16 protein-coding genes and 1 pseudogene are annotated in these 18,972 nt (G+C 70.8%); 9 read left to right on the top strand and 8 right to left on the bottom strand.

Features of this window, described 5'->3' with window-relative positions; all coding sequences use genetic code 11:
• The first annotated feature begins 4 nt into the window (after positions 1–4).
• From ACIP8W_RS04035 to ACIP8W_RS04025, 3 genes are all read left to right on the top strand, one after another.
• Positions 5–1,369 (top strand): cytochrome P450, encoded by a 1,365-nt coding sequence (locus tag ACIP8W_RS04035; protein WP_401956987.1) that lies wholly within the window; start codon positions 5–7, stop codon positions 1,367–1,369.
• Positions 1,370–1,815: 446 nt separating this feature from the next.
• Positions 1,816–2,724, top strand: coding sequence for a cytochrome P450 (locus tag ACIP8W_RS04030; RefSeq protein ID WP_401956989.1), 909 nt, complete (start codon positions 1,816–1,818; stop codon positions 2,722–2,724).
• Between the two features lie 78 nt (positions 2,725–2,802).
• The gene (locus tag ACIP8W_RS04025) at positions 2,803–3,564 is read left to right on the top strand and encodes an enoyl-CoA hydratase/isomerase family protein (protein WP_402149188.1); all 762 of its coding nucleotides are present in this window, start codon (positions 2,803–2,805) and stop codon (positions 3,562–3,564) included.
• A 24-nt stretch (positions 3,565–3,588) separates the two neighbouring features.
• Here the strand turns inward: ACIP8W_RS04025 and ACIP8W_RS04020 are convergent, their stop codons facing one another.
• Positions 3,589–4,461: a GntR family transcriptional regulator gene (locus ACIP8W_RS04020; protein WP_401956993.1), complete on the bottom strand. Its 873-nt coding sequence runs from the start codon at positions 4,459–4,461 to the stop codon at positions 3,589–3,591.
• Positions 4,462–4,614: 153 nt separating this feature from the next.
• On the opposite strand from ACIP8W_RS04020, the gene ACIP8W_RS04015 reads away from it, so the two are divergent.
• Together ACIP8W_RS04015 and ACIP8W_RS04010 are read left to right on the top strand one after the other, a co-directional pair.
• A complete protein-coding gene (locus ACIP8W_RS04015; RefSeq protein ID WP_401956996.1) occupies positions 4,615–5,463 on the top strand; it encodes a (2Fe-2S)-binding protein in 849 nt (282 codons plus the stop codon).
• A 210-nt stretch (positions 5,464–5,673) separates the two neighbouring features.
• Complete coding sequence (locus ACIP8W_RS04010; protein ID WP_401956997.1) at positions 5,674–6,723, top strand: DUF2637 domain-containing protein; 1,050 nt, start codon at positions 5,674–5,676, stop codon at positions 6,721–6,723.
• A 241-nt stretch (positions 6,724–6,964) separates the two neighbouring features.
• On the opposite strand, the gene ACIP8W_RS04005 is transcribed toward ACIP8W_RS04010, so the two are convergent.
• Together ACIP8W_RS04005 and ACIP8W_RS04000 are read right to left on the bottom strand one after the other, a co-directional pair.
• Positions 6,965–7,357 (bottom strand): ATP-binding protein, encoded by a 393-nt coding sequence (locus ACIP8W_RS04005; protein WP_401957000.1) that lies wholly within the window; start codon positions 7,355–7,357, stop codon positions 6,965–6,967.
• A gap of 150 nt (positions 7,358–7,507) precedes the next feature.
• Complete coding sequence (locus tag ACIP8W_RS04000) at positions 7,508–8,626, bottom strand: protein phosphatase 2C domain-containing protein (protein ID WP_401957003.1); 1,119 nt, start codon at positions 8,624–8,626, stop codon at positions 7,508–7,510.
• Between the two features lie 362 nt (positions 8,627–8,988).
• Between ACIP8W_RS04000 and ACIP8W_RS03995 the strand changes: the two genes are divergently transcribed.
• Genes ACIP8W_RS03995 through ACIP8W_RS03985 form a run of 3 tightly spaced genes read left to right on the top strand, consistent with a single transcriptional unit; the run spans position 8,989 to position 10,935 of the window.
• Positions 8,989–10,035, top strand: coding sequence for a helix-turn-helix domain-containing protein (locus ACIP8W_RS03995; RefSeq protein WP_401957006.1), 1,047 nt, complete (start codon positions 8,989–8,991; stop codon positions 10,033–10,035).
• 23 nt (positions 10,036–10,058) lie between these two features.
• On the top strand, positions 10,059–10,541 hold the full coding sequence (locus tag ACIP8W_RS03990; protein WP_401957009.1) for a DUF456 domain-containing protein: 483 nt from the start codon (positions 10,059–10,061) through the stop codon (positions 10,539–10,541).
• Between the two features lie 28 nt (positions 10,542–10,569).
• The gene (locus ACIP8W_RS03985; RefSeq protein WP_401957010.1) at positions 10,570–10,935 is read left to right on the top strand and encodes a PPOX class F420-dependent oxidoreductase; all 366 of its coding nucleotides are present in this window, start codon (positions 10,570–10,572) and stop codon (positions 10,933–10,935) included.
• A 69-nt stretch (positions 10,936–11,004) separates the two neighbouring features.
• Here the strand turns inward: ACIP8W_RS03985 and rsgA are convergent.
• The 4 genes and pseudogenes from rsgA to ACIP8W_RS03965 all read right to left on the bottom strand — a co-directional run.
• Positions 11,005–11,391: pseudogene (rsgA, locus tag ACIP8W_RS03980) on the bottom strand (GTPase RsgA); the annotation flags it as partial.
• Between the two features lie 16 nt (positions 11,392–11,407).
• Positions 11,408–13,153: a nickel transporter gene (locus ACIP8W_RS03975; protein ID WP_401957012.1), complete on the bottom strand. Its 1,746-nt coding sequence runs from the start codon at positions 13,151–13,153 to the stop codon at positions 11,408–11,410.
• Entirely contained in the window at positions 13,150–14,559 is a 1,410-nt protein-coding gene (locus ACIP8W_RS03970) for a tetratricopeptide repeat protein (protein WP_402201862.1), read from the bottom strand. The genes ACIP8W_RS03975 and ACIP8W_RS03970 overlap by 4 nt, the downstream gene beginning before the upstream one ends.
• A 135-nt stretch (positions 14,560–14,694) precedes the next feature.
• Positions 14,695–16,230 (bottom strand): DUF4331 domain-containing protein, encoded by a 1,536-nt coding sequence (locus tag ACIP8W_RS03965; protein ID WP_401957016.1) that lies wholly within the window; start codon positions 16,228–16,230, stop codon positions 14,695–14,697.
• 439 nt (positions 16,231–16,669) lie between these two features.
• On the opposite strand from ACIP8W_RS03965, the gene ACIP8W_RS03960 reads away from it, so the two are divergent.
• Complete coding sequence (locus tag ACIP8W_RS03960) at positions 16,670–17,026, top strand: DUF805 domain-containing protein (protein WP_401957018.1); 357 nt, start codon at positions 16,670–16,672, stop codon at positions 17,024–17,026.
• Between the two features lie 183 nt (positions 17,027–17,209).
• Here the strand turns inward: ACIP8W_RS03960 and ACIP8W_RS03955 are convergent, their stop codons facing one another.
• A complete protein-coding gene (locus ACIP8W_RS03955) occupies positions 17,210–18,922 on the bottom strand; it encodes an alpha-amylase family glycosyl hydrolase (RefSeq protein WP_401957021.1) in 1,713 nt (570 codons plus the stop codon).
• Positions 18,923–18,972: the final 50 nt, after the last annotated feature.

Raw genomic sequence — 18,972 nt, 5'->3', positions numbered from 1 at the left:
GCCCATGCAATCCCCTTCGGACTTCCCCTCCCCACCACCGGGCTGCCCGGCACACGGCAGTGGCAAGAGCGTTCCTCTGTACGGTCCCGAATTCGCCGCCGACCCGAACGCCTTCTACGAGTACCTGCGGCAGTTCGGGCCCGCCGCCCCCGTCGAGCTGTCGCCCGGCGTGGAGGCCTCGCTCGTCACGGACTACGCGGCGGCGCTGCACGTCCTCCAGAACCCGGAGACCTTCGTCCGGGACGCGCGGCGCTGGCGCGCGCTCAACGCGGGCGAGGTCCCTCTGGACAGCGCGATCGTCCCCATGATGCTCTACCGGCCGAACTCGCTCTACTCGGACGGCGCCGAGCACATGAGGCACCGCCAGGTGGTGACGGAGACGTTCGCCAAGATAGACACGCACCGGCTGAGCCGGCATGTCGACCGGGTCTCCGACTACCTCATCAACCAGTTCAACGGCCGGGGCCGAGTGGATCTGGTCGCCGATTACGCCCAGTTGGTACCGCTGCTGGTCTTCAACGAACTCTTCGGCTGCCCCGCGGAACTGGGCGACCAGCTGGTCTTCAGCATTTCCTGCCTCATGGACGGCGTCGAGGCGGACAAGGCCATCGCGTTGCTGACGGAGACGCTGATGGAGCTGATCGCCCTGAAGCGCGCCCAGCCCGGCGACGACATCACCTCCTGGCTGATGCAGCATCCGGGACGGCTGACGGACGAAGAGCTGATCTCCGAGATCATGACCCTGATCGGCGGCGGCGCCGAGCCCACCCAGAACCTCATCGGCAACGCTCTGCGGCTCTTGCTCTCCGACGAGAAGTACGCGGGGGGCCCGCACGGCGCGAGCCTGCTGGTCGAGGACGCCATCAACGACGTGCTCTGGAACAACCCGCCCATAGCCAACTGGGCCGGCCACTACCCGACGTACGACGTGGATCTCTCGGGAACGAACCTGAACGCGGGAGACCCCGTCCTCATCAGTTTCGCCGCCGCCAACAGCGATCCGAATCTCTCCACGAGCCGTCAGACGCTCAGCAAGCGCGCCCATCTGGCCTGGGGCGCGGGCCCGCACGCGTGCCCCGCCAAGGATCCCGCGCTGCTGATCTCCATCCTGACGATCGAGAAGCTCCTCAACAAGCTGCCGGACATCGAGCTGAGCGTTCCGGTCACCTCGCTGACCTGGCGGCCGGGTCCGCTCCACCGCGCGCTCACCGCACTCCCCGCCCGGTTCACCCCGATACGCAGGGAAAATCCGGCCGCCACGCGTTTCCCGATCGATGCCCGTTTCACTGCGAAAACTCCGGTAGTCGAGCAGCGGCGGCCCCAGAAGGGGGCGTTCTGGAGCGGATTCCTCTCCTGGTGGAAGGGGTGATGTCCGCAACACCACAGGGGCGGCCGTAGCCGCATGGGCGTTCCGCGCGAAGGGTAGTCAGGGCTGGAACCTTTACGTGATCCTTTGAGAGAAAGATCCTCGTGGAACCCACCCTGACCATGCCAGCCGTCGACCGCCGCACCGTGGCCTCTCTCTTCTCTCGACTACGCACCAAGAAAGGCCAGTCGAACCCTCAGGCCCTCTACGCGGAGCTGAGGAATCTCGGCGACATATTCCCCTCCCCCTGGGGCGGACACCTCGTCACCTCGTACGCTCTCTGCGACGAGGTCCTGAGAAGCAGAACGTGGAGAGTGCCGGATACCCAGTGGCGGACCAGCCAGGGAAACACGGCCCGTTGGAACACACCGGCCTCGCTGCAGACGGCGAAATCACTTCCCATGCTCAATCCGCCACAGCATACGAGAGTGCGGCGTTCGGCGGGCAGCATGTTCGACCGAACCTCACTGGCAGAAATCAAGAAAACGATCGCAGGTAATATCGAGGAAGTCCTCGATCATTTCGAGAAGGAATTGCTCGAAGGCCCGGCCGATTTCAATTCCCTGGTCGCCGACAAGTTGCCCGTCATGTCGATCGGACAGTGGCTGGGACTTCCTGCCTCGGATTATTCTCTGTTGAGGTCCCTGACCAACGATCAGACTCTCAGCCAGGAATTCTTCCCGTCCCCCAGCCAGCTGGCGCGGGCGGACGCGGCCGCCCATGGCCTCCAGGAGTACTTCACCGCGGTCGTACGAGAACGTCGCGCGGCGCCGGGGAACGATCCGATCTCCTCGTGGATCGCGACCTGGGACACCCTGGAGCCGGACCGGGAGAGGGCCGACGAGGAGGCCCACTCCATGGCCGTCTTCGTGATCGTCGCCGCGCTGGAGACCACGGAACATCTGCTGTCCAGCATGGTCCGGCTGCTGCTGACCCACCCCGAGCAGCTGGACCGGCTGCGCGCCCATCCCGAGTACCTGCCGAATGTGGTCGACGAGACCCTCCGGTACGACCCGGCGATCCACGCGATCAGCCGGATAGCGCCGCACGACACCGTGCTGGGGGACACCCGGGTACGCGAGGGCGAGATGGTGCAGTTGATGGTCGGGGCCGCCCAGCACGATTCGCGGCAGTACACCGACCCCGAGGACTTCGACGTCCGCCGCAGGCCCTCCCATTTCGGCTTCGGCAGCGGCATCCACTACTGCCTCGGCGCCCCGCTGGCCCGGCTGGAAGGGAAACTGCTGCTGACCTCGATGCTCAAGCGGATGCCCCGGCTGCGCATGAGCGAACCGCCCTCCTGGGAGCCCCGGGTCTCCTTCCGCCGACTCAATCACCTCATGGTGACGGCATCCTGAGCCGAGTTCGGCAGAAGTTGAAGAATCGTTTCATCACCGCCCCGCCTCAAGAACCGTCCGTCAGGAACCAAGAAAAACATGATTGATGATCTCAAGGCCCTGCATGTCGAGTCCGACGATGCGGTGGTGAGAGTGCGGTTGAACAGCCCGGAGACGGGAAACGCCCTATCCGGCCTGCTCCTCGACGAACTCCTCACCGTCCTCGGCGCGCTCGACGACCACCCCACCCTCCGGGTGCTGATCCTCTCCGGAGCGGGCGCCGACTTCTGCCTCGGCGGAGACCGCGCCGAGTTCCCCTCGCTGCTCTCCCCGGAGACCGGCAACGCGAGCATGCGCGCGCTCGCCAACAAGGCGCGCCGGATGTGCGACCTGCTGGCGAACACCGGGGTCGTCACCATCGCGCGGCTGCACGGCGGTGTGGTGGGTGCGGGGCTGGGGCTCGCGGTCTTCTGCGATCTGCGGGTCGGCACGGACACCAGCCACTACCGGATACCGGAGCTGGGGCTCGGTGTTCCGCCGGCCTGGGGCGGGATCACGGCGCGGATGCTGTACGAGACCGGAGCGGCCCGGGTCCGGGAACTGCTCCTCACCGCCGAGAAGTTCGACGCCGCCACCGCCGCCGAGCTGGCCATCCTGCACAAAGTCGTGCCCGAGGACCAGCTCGACGCCACCATCGACCGCTGGACCAAGCCGCTGCTCCGCCGCTCCCCTTCGGCCCTGCGCGCCACGAAGGCCATGCTGAACGCCTACGCAGGAGCCCACCGGCTCGCCGACGGCCCCCTGTTCGACGCCGAGCTGCTGACGGCCGCCGTCGCCGCCCAGGCGGCCAGGGCCCGCTGACCCACCCGGGCCGCCGACGCCCTCTCAGCCCTCGGCACCCGCGAAATGTTCCCGTACCAACGTCTCCACCGCCGTCAGATCCCTGGCGGTCAGCGCGTCCAGCAGCGCCGTGTGCTCCGCCGCGTCCGCGACCGGATCGGCGTGGCACGCCGCGACCGCTCCCAGCGGCCACTGGGAGCGGCGGTGCAGATCGTCGGCGAGCGCGACCAGCTGGCGGTTGCCGGAGAGGGCGAGCATCGCGCGGTGGAAGGCGCGGTCGCTCTCCGCGTAGGCGGCCCGGTCCCCCGTGGCCGCGGCCGCCCCGGCCGCCTCCGCCAGCGGTCGCAGCTCCGCCCACCGCTCGGCGGGCACGGTACGGGCCAGCCGCAGCATCACCGGCACTTCGAGCAGCGCCCGGATCTCCGCCAGCTCGGCCCGTTCGCGCGGACCGCGCTCGGCGACCCGGAACCCCCGATTGGGCACGACCTCGACCGCCCCCTCCAGCGCGAGCTGCTGCATGGCTTCCCGCACGGGGGTCGCGGAGACCCCGAAGCGCGTCCCCAGCGCGGGCGCCGAGTAGACCTCGCCCGGGATGAGCTCGCCCCCGGCGAGCGCGGCCCGCAGCGCGGCCAGGATCTGTCCGCGTACGGAATGACGGCGTACGGAATGACCGCCCGCCGGCGGGAGCGCGGGGGGCTCACTGTGCGTGTGCTCCCCGCGCGCCTGCTCCGGCGCGCCCGCCGGAGCGCGCCCGCCGGGGACGCAACCGGCCCCGGGGCCGTCGGCCCGTACCACCGCCCGCGCCTGTTCCGGTACGTGACGGGCGACCGCCCCGCCGGGCGCGTACGGTACGCCGACGCACAGCCCGGGGGCGTACGGCGGCGGCGCGGGGGTGTCACGCGCTCTGCTCTGCTCCACTCGGGTCCTCCTCCGCCGCCCGGTCAGCCCCGCTCTCGGGCGGTCCGGCTCCTCCGGATGCACGATAGGCCGACCGGGCCGTGGTTCACACCTCGATCACCTCGGGTAAGGTAAGGCTTACCTGCACACGATCCCGATTCGGTGGTCCCCTGCATGACCGTCCCCGCAGTGCTGCCCGGCCTCCTCGCCTCTCCCGTGACGGACGCGTACGCCCGGCTGACCGAGGTGTTTCCCTCCCTCGGTGTCGTCCAGCTCGGCGACGGCGAGCAGCCCCCGTTCGGCGCGGGCTGGGTGGGCGCCGCCGATCTGGCGGCCGGCGGCCCCGCTCTCGACACCTTCCTCACCTGGGACGAGGAGCAGATCCAGCGGGACTACGGACAGCGGGCGCGCCCCGATGTCGTCGCCGGCTTCGCGCTGCACCGCTACGCCTGGCCCGCCTGTCTGCTGATCACCGTGCCCTGGTTCCTGCTGCGCCGGGTGCCCCGGATGCCCGTCGGGGCCGTCTCCTTCCAGCGCGCCCTGGGCCGGATGGCGGTCCGGGTCGGCGCGTTCGCCTGCCTCCCGGACGACCCCGCCGCCGCGCTGCCGGGCGCCCGGGTCGTACCGGACGAGGAGGCGCTGCGTGCCGAGGTGCGGGCGGCCGTCGCCGAGCATCTCGAACCGATCCTGGACGGCTTCGCCCCGCGCATGCGGCGCGGCAAGCGGGCGCTGTGGGGCATGGCGACCGACGAGATCGCCGAGGGGCTCTGGTACATCGCCCATCTGCTCGGCGAGGAGCGGTTCGCCATGGCCGAGCTGGAGAAACTGCTGCCGGGCGCGGTCGAGCCGTACGTCGGGACGGCGGGCTTCCGGGAGCTGACGGGACCGAACGGCGAAACTTTGCCGACCCGTGACCGGGCGAGTTGCTGCCTGTTCTACACCCTGCGCCCCGCGGACACCTGTGTCACGTGTCCGCGTACCTGCGACGACGACCGGGTTCGCAAGCTCAGTGCGAGAGTTTGACCCCGCGTCACCTCGAATTCCACGCCACCCGCAGGGGTGATATTAATCGAACATGACAGTCGCCTGCCGAACGGTAACGCTAGCCGATCGTGCATATTTGTGTGCCGCACCGCCTCGTTGGTGTTCTCTTGTCCCAAAACCCCCTGAGAGGCACCGCACTTCCGCCAAAATGGCGTCCCAAACGCCCTACTGCGATGCAAGGAACACCGCATGCGACTGACCGACATATCGCTGAACTGGCTGCTTCCCGGCGTCGTGCTGCTCGTCGGGATCCTGGTGGCGGTGGCTCTGCTCGCGCGCGGCAAGCGCGCCGGACAGAAGTCCTCGGCCGCCGAGGATTCCTGGGAACGCACCGAGGAGCGCCGCAGACGGAAGGAAGCGATCTACGGCGTCGCCTCCTACGCGCTGCTCTTCTGCTGCGCCGCTGTCGCGGCGGCGCTCTCCTTCCACGGCCTCGTCGGCTTCGGCCAAGAGAACCTCGGCCTCACCGACGGCTGGGAGTATCTCGTCCCGTTCGGCCTCGACGGCGCGGCCATGTTCTGCTCCGTGCTCGCGGTGCGTGAGGCCAGCCACGGCGACGCGGCGCTCGGCTCCCGTCTGCTCGTGTGGACGTTCGCCGGAGCGGCCGCCTGGTTCAACTGGGTGCACGCGCCCCGGGGTCTCGGCCACGCCGGCGCTCCGCACTTCTTCGCCGGCATGTCCCTCTCGGCCGCGGTGCTGTTCGACCGCGCGCTGAAGCAGACCCGGGTCGCGGCACTGCGCGAGCAGGGGCTCGTCCCCCGCCCGCTGCCGCAGATCCGGATCGTACGGTGGCTCCGCGCGCCCCGCGAGACCTTCGCCGCCTGGTCGCTGATGCTCCTGGAGGGTGTGCGGACGCTGGACGAGGCGGTCGACGAGGTCCGTGACGACCGCCGCCAGAAGGAGCAGAACCGACGCCTGCGCCGGGAGCAGGAGAAGATGGAGCGCGCTCAGATCAAGGCGCTCAACCGTCAGCACCGCGCCTGGGGCCGGAGCGGCCGTCAGGTCGCGCTGCCTCCCGCGAACGGGGGTTCTGGCTCCCAGCCGGCCGTCGAGGCCGCCGCGGAGCCTGCCATACCAGAGCCGGGACAGCTGCCTCAGCGCTCTCGGCTCTCTCTCCAGCCCGTCAAGGGTGGCGAGACCCGTACCGTGGATCTCACCGCTGAGGACGACACCCAGGCCCTGCCGCGGCTCGATTCCCTGGAGCGCAAGCTCAAGGAGATGGAGCAGCAGTTCGGCTGAGCTCTACCGCCCGCACGGGCAACCGGACCGGTGTGACGAACGACTGTCATGCCGGTCCGCTGTTTCGTTCCCCGCCATCCGGCTGCCCCCCCGCCGGTCCCGTCGATCCGTCACTTGTTGAACCCTGTGGCGCCCCCGCCCCCGCGCTGTCTCCGTTTCCCGATAGCTTCCGATGCGCCCGCCCCATCCCGTCCCGCCTGTCGATCTACCCCCGCAGGCCGGTTTCCATACCTCGTCTTCCTTACGCGGCTTCGCCGTTCAGCTCGAACCAGACCACCTTGCCGACCGGCCTGGCGCGTATCCCCCAGTCGTCCGCCAGACTCCGGACCAGGGCCAGCCCCCGCCCATGAGTGGCGTCGTCGGGCGCCGGCCGGTCCGGTAGCAGCCGGTGGGGCAGGGCGGCGACGAAGTCCCGTACCTCCACCCGCAGGTGGGAGTCGGCGACCGTCGCCGTCACCACGGCCCCGGTCTCCGTGTGGACCAGCGCGTTGGTGACCAGCTCGCTCATGAGCAGTTCGGCCACCTCGGCGGAATCCCGCTCCTCCCAGTGCCGCAGCATCTCCCGCAGGGCGTGCCGCACTTCGGGTACCGCCGCGAGGTCCGCGCCTCCGACTCTCCGTCGTAGCCCTCTCATCACTCTGTCCCCCCGCTCGAATCACTCGAACTCGGCCTGTACCGGTGATGGCGCTGTTTCCCCCGTGTGTACAAGAGATGCATGCCCCACCCCCAAGGGGCCACTCATGGCGTTCGTCACCTCATCGTCACGAAGCCGTCCCGGCGGGCGTTACGTCTCCCAGACCCCCACCGCCGTACGGTCGTCGGTGTAGCCCTTCACCCGGATCCCGGTGTCCTCCAGATAACCGGCGGGCCCCGGCGGCTCCTTGCCGCCCCAGCGGTCGGCCAGCTCCCCGGCGAGCGCCGGTTCCCCGCGCATCGGTTCGGCGAGACCGGTGCTGCACAGCAGGAGCGTGTCCCCCGGGCGGGCCACCGAGGCGCGGAACCGGAAGGGCTCGGCCGCGGGCGGCGGGGCGTCGAGGGCGAAAGCCCCGGTCCTCGCGATTGCCGGCTCCGTGGTGGGCCGGTCCCCCGCCGGGGTCTCGGCCGGTACGGAGGACGGGGAGCCGTAGCTCACGACGGGCTCGCCCCTGACGGCGGGCGGGGGGAGCAGCGGCTCCAGGTCGTGCCAGGCGCCGTTCCGCAGCCGGAAGAGGCCGCCGGCGCCGATCCCGAAGAACACCCGGATCCGGCACTCCGGGTCGGCGGAGAGCAGCAGACAGCGCAGGCTCGCGGTGTACTCCTCGGGCTCCAGCCCCCGTTCGGCGGCGGTGGCGCGCAGCTTGCCGAAGCTCCGGTCGGTGAGGCGGTGCAGCCCCGACTTGAGGTCGCCCCTGCGGCCCGCCCGTATGTCGTCGGAGAGCCTGCTGTGGCTGCGTCCGACAGCGGCGCCGATCCAGTGGCAGACATCGGCGGCGGCCCGGTGCGTGCCCTCGGAGTCACGGGCGCCGGTGGCGACGGCGACGAGTACGAGCGCGCCGGGGCCCTCCCCGAAGCGGGCGGTGAGCAGCGCGTCCCGCCGGGGCTCGCCCCGGTACCGCGCGGAGTCCCCCCGTACGGACACGGCCCGCAGGGTGTACGTCCCGTAGGACGCGCCGTCGAGGACGGTGTCGGCGACCAGCTCGTCCAGCCGGTCGGCGTGGGCGGCGGGCAGCGTGGCGGGCTCGGGGTCGTCGGCGGGCCGCCGGTCGCCGGTCCGGGCACGCCCCGGTGGGTTCCGTGGGCTCTCCGCCGGTAAGCGCGGTGTCTCCGCCGTGTCGGGGCCGGTGTCCGGCGCGGTCTCCTCGTACAACCGGGGCCACCAGTCGTCGGCGGCGTCGGCGGCGGGCTTCTCCCCCTGCTGGCTCATGCAACCATTGTCGACCGTGCCGGGGGTACGTGAACGGGGCATCCGGAAATTAGTGGGTCCGCCGGACGACCCCACCCCCCACGGGAAGGACGTCCGGCGAACCATCACAGGCGCGCCGCGGGCGGATCCGTGGGCGCACGGCCCGACGTATCACCGTCCCGGGCGGAACCGGGTCAACACTGCCCATAAGGCATATGACCGAGGTCTGTTGCCGCTGTGATGGCGCCCACCCTCGCAGAGTCGCGGGCCCTACAGGGATGATGGGGGCGGCGGGTTTACGCCGTGGCCGGTATCCGCCACAGTCCCGCCGGGGAACGGGCACGTCCGGGCGGCGGGCCGGTCGACAGGGAGGGGTCTCAGGGGTGCTGGCAGCGATAGGTCTCGACGCGAGGCAGGAAGCCGCGTACCGCGCGCTGGTGGCGATCGGCGCCGCGGAGGTGGCGGATCTGGCCCACCGGCTCGCGCTGCCCGAACCGGACACCGAGCGGGCCCTGCGCAAGCTGGAGCGGCACGGGCTGGCCGCACAGTCCTCGGCGCGTACGGGACGGTGGGTGGCCGCGCCGCCCACCGTCGCCCTGGGCGCACTGCTCACCCAGCACCGCCATGAGCTGGAACAGGCCGAGCTGGCGGCGGTGGTGCTCGCCGAGGAGTACCGCGCGGAGAGCACCGAGACCGCCGTACACGATCTGATCGAGGTCGTCACGGGCGCGAGCGCGGTGGCGCACCGGTTCCGTCAGCTCCAGCTCGGCGCGACCCGCGAGGTCTGTGCCCTGGTCACCGGGCAGCCCATGGCGGTGGCCGGGCGGGACAACGAGGCCGAGGAGGAGCGGGCGGCGGCCCGTGGGGTCACGTTCCGGGTGGTGATCGAGCGCGAGGTGCTCTCACTGCCCACCGGGATCAGCGAGCTGACCGCGGCCCTCCACCGTGACGAGCGGGTACGGGTCACCGAACGCGTCCCGACCAAGCTGGTGATCGCGGACCGGAGCCTGGCCATGGTGCCGCTGACGCGCGGCGGTACGGAACCGGCGGCGCTGGTCGTCCACGCCAGCGGGCTGCTGGAGTCGCTGCTGGGGCTCTTCGAGGCGGCATGGCGCGAGGGACTGCCGCTGCGCCTCCGGGGAGCCGAGGACGGGGAGGCGGCCGGGGAAGAGGGCGGTGTGCGGGGCGGCCCGTACGGCCCTGTGGTCGAGGAGCGTCCTCCCGGTCCCGACGCCACCGATCTGGAGATCCTGTCGCTGCTGCTCGCCGGGATGACCGACGCCCGGGTCGCCAAGCGGCTGGACCTGGGGCTGCGGACCGTACAGCGCCGGGTGAAGGGGCTGATGGAGCTGAGCGGCGTGACCACCAGGCTCCAGCTCGGCTGGCACGCGTACGAGAAGGACTGGGTGGCGCGCGACCTGCGGGAATGAGCCGGATCCCGCACAGTTGGCAGATGGAAGTGTGGCAGCTCGTACTGGTGGGCCTCGTCATGCTGCTCGGGCTGTGCGGGGTACTCGTCCCGGGCGTGCCGGGGCAGGCGATCGTCTGGGCCGCGGTGCTCTGGTGGGCGCTCACCGACACCAGCCGTACCGCCTGGGGCGTACTGATCGGGGCGACGGCGCTGCTGCTCCTCAACCAGGCGTTGCGCGCCCTGCTCCCGGCCCGCAGGACGCGCAGGACCGGCGCCCCGCACCGCACGCTGGTGGTGGGCGGGGCGGCCGGGATCGTGGGGTTCTTCGTGGTGCCGGTGGTGGGCGGGATCCTGGGGTTCCTCGGCGGGGTGTACGGCGCGGAGCGCGTACGGCTGGGCGGCCACCGGGCGGGGTGGGGTTCGGCCCGTACGGTGATGCGTGCGGCGGGCTATTCGCTGCTGGTCGAGCTGTTCGCGTGTCTGCTGGTGGTGGGCGCGTGGCTGGGCGCGGTGTTCTGGGCCTGAGGGACCGGGGCCTGAGAGACTCGGGATCATGACCGAATTCAGCGAGGCCGAGCGCGCGTATCTGCGGACCCAGCGGCTGGGACGGATGGCGACCGTCGATCCCAAGGGGCAGCCGCAGGCCAACCCGGTCGGCTTCTTCCCCCAGGAGGACGGGACCATCCTGATCGGTGGTTTCGCCCTGGGCACGACCAAGAAGTGGCGCAATCTCCAGGCCAATCCACGGGTGGCACTGGTCGTGGACGATGTGGTGAGCCTCTCCCCCTGGACGGTGCGCGGGGTGGACATCCGGGGCGAGGCGGAGCTGCTGACCGGTCCGCACGAGCTGGGGCCGCACTTCAGCGAGGAGCTGATCCGGATCCATCCCCGCAAGATCCACAGCTGGGGCCTGGACTGAGGCACCGAGCGGTCCCCGGGGGCGGGGACCGGCTCAGCGGTGGCCGGCTCAGCGGTGGTCGGGCCGCCGTCAGCGGACCCGGCCCCGTTTGGCCTCCATCGCCGCGCGGCCCTCCGCGCCCTTGCGCTTCCAGTCGCGCCGCAGCTCGCTCCTCAGCCGGGCGTCGGTCTTGGCGACGATGTACTGGTTCTCGCGCAGCAGCTTGCGGTAGCTCTCCAGCCGCCGTTCCCGCAGCGAACCGTCCGCCACGGCGGCGAGCACCGCGCAGCCCGGTTCCGCCGTATGGGCACAGTCGTGGAACCTGCACCCCCGGGCGAGTGCCTCGATCTCCGAGAACACCTGCCCGACCCCCTCCTCGGCGTCCCAGAGCCCGACGCCGCGCAGTCCGGGGGTGTCGATGAGCACACCGCCGCCGGGCATCGCCAGCAGATTGCGGGTCGTGGTGGTGTGCCGGCCGTGGGGTCCGGGCCGCTCAGGCCATGCCGGTGAGCGCGCCCCTGAGCAGCAGTCCGCAGCCGAGGATGAAGACGATCATGGCCGAGGACATCGGGGCCGCACGGTGGACCAGCGAAAGGATCCGGCCGCGTGGCCGCTCGGCCAGCCTGCGGGTGGTGGTCTCGCGCAGCCGTACCACCGCGAAACCGGCCGCGGCGAGGGTCAGCGCCAGCCCGGCGCCGTACGCCAGGACCAGCAGGAACCCGAACCATGCCTGGCCGAGGGCGGCGGCGCCCACCAGGACGACAACGGCGGACGGGCTCGGGACGAGTCCACCGGCGAAGCCCATGAGGACGATCCCGCGCAGACCGGGGGCCGGGGGGACATGGCTGTGGGTGTGACCGTCGCCGTGGCTGTGGCCGTGGTCGCCGTGACTGTGACCGTGGCTGTGGGGCGCGCTGTCCTTCTTCTCGTGGGTGTGCGTGTGCGTGTCATGCGTGTCGTGCGTGTGGTCCGCCGTGAGCGTCGCCACCGCTGCTGCGGGCGCGTGTGCGTGGCCGTTGTGTGCGTGGCGGTGGCCGACCGGGTGGGTGAGCGCGTGTTCGGTGTCCTCACCACCGCGCTTGTGCTCGGGCTCGTGTTCGTGCGTATGACCGTGGCCGTGGTCATGGCTGTGGCCGTGAGTGTGTCCGTGGCTGTGGCTGTGTCCATGCGAAAGGTGCCGCCGGCGCCACGCCCTGCGGATCAGCATCGCGCCCGCGATCATCACCAGGACCCCGCTCGCCATGCCCAGCCAGGACACCACCGTGGGCGCCGCCGCCGAGCCCGCGACGATCAGGCCGCCCAGGGCGAAGACGCCCAGGGTGTGGGTCAGGGTGACCGAGATGCCGAGGGTCAGCACATCGCGCAGGGAGCTGCGGCCGCCCGCCGTGGCGGCGGCGGCCATCATGGTCTTGCCGTGGCCGGGGGCGACCGCGTGCATGGCGCCCAGCAGCAGCGAGGCGCCGAGCGCGAGCGCCGCGAAGCCGAAGGTCAGTTCGTGCCGGGCCACCAGACTGGTCAGCGCCTGCGCCCAGCGGTCGGCGCCGCGCGGCAGGACGCCCGCCACGGGTGAGCCGGTCTCCTCGTCCCGGCTCCCGTCGAGCGCGGGTCCGCCGGTGCGTACGGTGAAGGACGCCTCCTTCACCTCGGGCGGCGAGGAGAGCAGGTCGTCGGGGTAGGCGGTCAGCCGCCGGGACACCGACTTCTCCGGTGCCTCCGTCCCCGAGAGCGTCATCCGGTCGCCGCGCGCGGTGATCTCCCGCCAGCCCGTGCCGGTCGCGGCGGCGGCCGGACGGTACGCGATGTGGGCGCCGCCGTCCTCCGGCAGCGGGGCCGTCAGCTCGCAGGTCACCCGCAGGGTCTGCAACCCGGCCTGTCCCGGGCGGACTTCGGCCTTGGCGCTGCCCGCGGAGACGGCCGCGGTGTCCTTCTCGCCGATGGTGAGGCGGGCGTCCTTCGCTGCGGTGTCACAACGGGCGCGGGCCCAGGCGGACAGTTCGCCGGACGAGAGCTTGTCGTCCCCGTCGGTGTCGATCCGGTTGTGTTCCTGTGCGGTGGGGATCTCCGCCAGGTCCTCGACGTGGTCCACGCGCAGCTGCCCGGGGGCGGCCACCAGACCGTCGTACTGGTTGACGGTGAAGTTCCCCAGCGGGTGGGCCTGGGCGGCCTGGCCGGGGAGCAGGGCCAGGGCCGTCCCCGCCACCAGGGTGGCGAGCGCGGAAGCGGCGGTACGGCGGTTCATGATTCCCCCCGGGCCCCGGAAAGGGCGGCGAGTGCGGTGGTGGCCTCACGTGCGCCCGTGGGCGAGAAGCCGGGATTCAGGTCGAGCGCGGCCGTCAGATCGCGGTGTGCGGCCTTGTCGTCGCCGAGCGCTCGTTCGATCATGCCGCGGTGGAAGAGGAACGACGCGTTGCGGTAGCCGGGCGACTTCGCCGTGGCCTTCTTCGCGTACGTCAGGGCTTCCTCGTCCTTGCCGTTGGCGTGGAGTGCCCAGGCGAGCGCGTCGGCCGTGTGGACGCTCTCGCGGCGGGACCACTCGGCGCGCGCGGACTTCAGCGCCTCGGCCCTGTCGCCGTGGTCGGCCTCGATGAGGGCGGACTCCAAGTCGGTGGCGACGCCGTTGGCGCGGGCCAACTTCGTCCACATACTGACGAGTTCGTAGTTCTCCTCGGCGCGGTCGCGGTCTCCGCCCGCCTCCAGCTGTTCGCCGAGGGCGGCGAGTTGACCGGGGAGCGGGTAGCGCTGGACGACCTCTTCGAGATCGGCCAGCGCGCGCCCGGTCTTTCCCTGTGCCGCGTAGGTGCGGCCCCGGCCCTCAAGTGCCGCCAGGTTCTTGGGTTCCGCGCGCAGGGCGGCCGCGTAGTGGCCGAGCGCCCGGTCGTATTGCCCCTGGCTCCAGGCGAGTTGGCCGAGCGCGGTGGCGACGTACGCCACATCGGCGTTGCCGAAAGCGGAGTTCTGCGCGCGCAGCAGCACCTCGCGCGCGCCCTTCGGGTCGCCGGTCAGCTCCAGGACATAGGCGAACCGGGTGAAGACCGGTATGCCGGGGCGCCGTTGGTCGGCGAGTTCGACGGCTTCGCGCGCCTCGGCGTAGCGGCCGAGTTCGACGAGGGCGTCGACCCGGCTGGACAGGGCGCGTTCACTGTACGGATTGACGCGCAGCGCCCGGTCCGCCTCGGCGAGCGCCGTACCGAAGTCATGGCGGGCGGCGGCCAGCGCTGCCCGGCCGGCGAGCGCGGTGTCGTTGTCGGCGGCGGACTTCAGCTTCAGCGACCGCGCGAACGCCTTCTCCGCCTGCGGGTAGCGGGTCGGATCGCCGCTGGTGCGCGCCTGTTCGACATAGGCGGCGCCCAGCGTCGCCCAGCCGGTGGCATCCTCGGGCTGTGCCCTGAGGTGTTTCTGGAGGGACTCGATGCTCTGGGTGAGGGTTCCCGCCGCGAGCCGCTCGACGGGTACGTCCGCCGCGAGGGCGGGGCGGGCCCGGGTCTCCGTGTCCGTGCCCCCGCCCGCTCCGAGCACCACCGAGGTGGCGGTGAGACCCATGGCCACCGCCACGACCGCCGCGATCCGCCAGCGCCGGCGCGGGGTCCGGCCGGTGGCCTCACCCTGTTCACGCACCCGCGTGAACCGCGGCTTCCGTACGAGCATCGCCTCTCGCCTTCCTCAGTGTTCTCGGTGGGGCCCCGGCCATGCCGTGGGGTGATGGGTTACGGCGCCGGGCCGGGCCGCGGAGCGGCCGGGCGGCCCGGCCGGTTCACGGCCCGGACGCCCGGACAGCCGGGGTCAGCGGAACTGACGCTCGGCGCGGCGCGAGCGCAGGAACATCATTCCGCCACCGACCACCATCACCACGAGGGCGCCGGACGCGGCGGAGACGAGCATCACCTTGTCGTTGCTCCAGCCGGAGGCGAACGAGGTCATCCCGCCCGCGAACCCGGCCGCGGACTTGGTCTCCGCTCCGGAGCCCCGGACATCGGAGCCGGAGGTGGGCAGCGCGACATACGGGAACTTCTTCTCGAAGCCCTTGTCGTCGGCGTCGACGCCGTCGCTCAAGTCGGTCTTCTGGCCGAGGAGTTCACCTTCGACGACGCGCAGCGCGATGTCGATCACATCGTCCGACAGCCGACGGCCGTTGGGGAAGCCGGCGGTGTCACCGTCGAGCACACCGAGCCGCTTCGGGTCCTTGGCGGGCTCGATGGAGGTGTTGAGGCGCAGCATCTCGGACGGCTTGACGTACGGCGGCTGGTTGAGGTCCTTGACGCCGGTCAGGAATACCGAGACGAGGTCGTCGCGCGGCTCGGCCGGGGCCTTGATCTTGTAGATCAGTTCGATGAGCTTGGGGAGCTCCGGTTCGGTGACGTTCTTCAGGAAGTCCGCGTCGTTCTCGGGCTTGGACGCGTTGAACTTGTCCTTGTCCTTCAGCGGGTTGACGACCTCGTTGACCAGCGGCATGCCGAGCCGGGAGACCTGGGCGTAGTCGCCGTAGGCGTTCTGACGCTGGGTCGTGGTGTAGATGCCGACGATCGGCTGCTTCTTCGACTCCTGGATGTACGAGGTCGGCACCTGGAGGACGATCGAGTTGGTGCTGTAGCCCTTGAGAGTGTCGTTGCCGACCTCCGACAGGTCCGCGCCGTACAGCAGGTCGAAGACGCGCAGGTCGGCGAAGAACGGGTCGTCGGCCTGGCCCGCGAAGGTCTTGAAGCCGCCGGTGATCTTCTTGACGGCCTGGTTGCGGAGCTTCTCGTAGTCCGGCATCGACGCCTTGCCGACGTTGGACGGGGCGACCGGTACGTCCTTGGCGAGGGCGTGCTTCGAGACGACCTTGCCGTGCTCCAGGCGCAGCAGCTCGATCTCGTAGGTCTGGGTGAAGTTGAGGGTCTCGTCGTACAGGCTCTTCACCACGCCCGTGTTGTACAGGAACGTGTGCTCGTTCTTGCGGTGGTCCTTGAACGTGTAGCGGAACACCAGGTCGTCCTGGGCGTCGCCGTTGTTGTCGATGTGGATGTCGTACTGGGCGTCGTTGGCGAACGGGAAGAAGTTCGGGCCGCCCGTCGGCTCCTGGAACGGCAGGACGTTCGCCACGATCGTCGTGGTGTCCTTGTGGTCCGGGCTGACGAACGCGTACAGATCCGTGTTGTCGTACTGCGGCGTCCCCGAGATCAGGGGGGCCTCGCGGTGGCTGGAAGCGCTCGCCTCCTGCGGTGCCAGGGCTGCCACGCCGAAGGCGGTCACCGCTCCCGCGGCCAGCGCTCCACTCGTGAGCAGGGCGACACCGCGCCTTCGACTGGTGCTCCGCCCGCTTTTGGTGATTGCGGTCATCTCGTCCGTCCTTCGTCCGTCATCGCGCCCGTTCCGGCCTGCTTGCCTGTTCATTACGTGCGCCACGGCCGTCTTGTTCGGAGTTGATCGCGACAACGTGAAACCCGTTGTCCTCCGGCCGGTGGGGAGATGGGCTCCGGCAAGGCCGCCACCGGGGACTTCGCGGAAAAACACACCGACGTTTTCCGTAGCCGTTCACGTGTCCGTCACGAGCGCGGGAGAGGCTTCCACCGGTAGCCGATTTCCCGCCGTTTCCGGATGGATCCGGGCGCTTCCGACTCCCGCGCGGATCTCCGCGAGGGGGAGCGGGAGGCATCGGGGCGGGAGGTGCCCGAGGGGCGTTCGATAACAACTTGACCCGTGCAGTTCAAGCCACTTATGTTCTGCACACCTTGGCTTAAAACGCCTTCTCGCACTTCTGCGTCCCTGGGGGAATCACATGAACTGGTACCTGCATGTCCTGAAGAACTACGCCGCGTTCAGCGGGCGCGCGCGCCGCCAGGAATACTGGATGTTCACCCTCTTCAGCGTCCTCGCCGCCCTGGTACTGGCCATCCTCGACACCGTGCTCGGGGTGAACTTCCTCGGCAACGTCTACTCCCTCGGCATCCTCGTCCCCACCCTCGCCGTCTCCGTGCGCCGTCTGCACGACACCGGCCGGAGCGGCTGGTGGCTGCTCATCAACCTGGTACCGCTGGTGGGCTGGATCGTCTTCCTCGTCTTCCTCGTCCTCGAGGGTGAGCAGGCCCCGAACGCGCACGGCCAGAACCCGAAGTACGCCCCGGCCCAGCCGTAACCCACGCGTACGTACGCGACATGACGGGGCCGCTCTCCCCGCCAGGTCGGCACCCCGCACGAAGGCCCGTCAGCCGCACCCGGCCGACGGGCCTTCGCCGTACGGTCGGCGCGGTTCAGTACGGCAGTGGGTTCAGTGTGTTCAGCGCGGTTCAGGACCGTCGGTTCAGTACGGCGGTACGGGTCACATCCCCCGGGCATCGAGCCAGACCGCCGTGTCCACGGGGATCAGCGGGCCGCTCCCGTCCTCGGTCGTCGCCGGCGCGTCGCTGGACAGCAGCAGGCTCGTACCGGCGGGCAGGGTCAGGGGCAGCGGCTCACCGGAGAGATTGACCCGGCACACCAGGCCCGCGCCCTTCGCGAAAGCCAGCTCGCCCGGGGCCGACGGCAGCCAGGCGAAGCTCTCGTCGCCGCGGAAACCCCGGCGCAGCGCCAGCGCCGTACGGTACAGCTCCAGGAACGAGTCCGGCCGGCCCGTCTGCGCCTCGACCGAGTGGTCGCCCCACCCCTCGGGCTGCGGCAGCCAGCTGCCGCCGGGTCCGAAGCCGTACGAGGATCCCGTCGCCGTCCACGGCAGCGGCACCCGGCAGCCGTCGCGGCCCTTCAGGGCGTGTCCGGTGCGCTCCCACATCGGGTCGCGCAGCGCGTCCTCCGGTAGGTCGGCCACCTCGGGCAGCCCCAGTTCCTCTCCCTGGTAGAGGTAGGTCGTACCGGGCAGCGCCAGAGTCAGCAGCGCGGCGGCCCGCGCGCGGCGACGACCGCGTTCCTCATCGGGCCGGGGGGTGTTGCCACCGGTCAGCAGCCAGGCGGGGACATCGGTGCCCGCGGGCAGCGCGTACCGGGTGCGGTGGCGTACCACATCGTGGTTGGAGAGCACCCAGGTCGGCAGGGATCCGGTGGGGGCCGCGCCCCGGAGGGAGGTGTCGATGACGTTCCGGAAGGAGTCGGCATCCCACGGGCAGCGCAGATGGAAGAAGTTGAACGCCTGGTGGAGTTCGTCGGGCCGGGTGTAGAGCGGCAGCCGGGCTGCGCTGACGCCCGCCTCGGCGACCATGATCCGGGCGGGGACGTACGAGTCGGTTATCTTCCGCCACACGCGGTAGATGTCGTGCACCTCGTCGCGGTCCCAGAAGGGGTGGTTCTCGCCGCTGGGCGGGGAGTTGAGGGAGACGCTGTCGCCACCGCGCGTGTCGCGCAGCGGCGGGGCGAGGTCCTTGCGCAGCCCGTGGGCGACATCGATACGGAAACCGTCCACGCCGAGGTCGAGCCAGAAGCGCAGGGTGCGCTCGAAGTCGGCGACGACGTCCGGGTTCTCCCAGTTCAGATCAGGCTGCTCGGCCGCGAAGATATGCATGTACCACTGACCGTCCGGGACCCGTGTCCAGGCCGCGCCGCCGAACTTCGACTGCCAGTCGGCGGGCGGCTCGGCGCCGTCCGCGCCCCGGCCGTCCCGGAAGACGAACCGGTCGCGCGCCGCCGATCCCGGCGCGGACGCCAGCGCCTCGGTGAACCACGGATGCCGGTCGGAGCAGTGGTTGGGCACGATGTCGACGATGGTCCGCAGCCCGAGCACCCGCGCCCGCGCGAGCAGCGCACGGAAGTCGTCGAGGGTGCCGTGGCGTGGGTCCACGTCCCGGTAGTCGGCGACGTCGTAGCCGCCGTCCGCCAGCGGGGAACGGTAGAACGGCGTGAGCCAGACGGCGTCCGCGCCGAGCCGCGCGACATGGTCGAGCCGGTCGGCGATGCCCCGGAGGTCGCCCATTCCGTCGCCGTCCGCATCGGCGAAACTGGGGACGTAGACCTGGTAGACAACGGATTCCCGCCACCAGTCGTCGCCATGGGCACCGCTGCCGAGTCCGTGGACACCCTTGCCGTCCGGGTACGCGTGCTGAGTCACTGAAACCTCTCGTGCCGGGATGGACATCCGCTGAAACTGTAATAGCGCGA

It is taken from the genome of Streptomyces sp. NPDC088554 (assembly GCF_044752945.1).
GTDB lineage: Bacteria > Actinomycetota > Actinomycetes > Streptomycetales > Streptomycetaceae > Streptomyces.
Note: the sequence above shows the minus strand (reverse complement) of the source record. Positions and strands in the feature narration are given on the sequence as shown.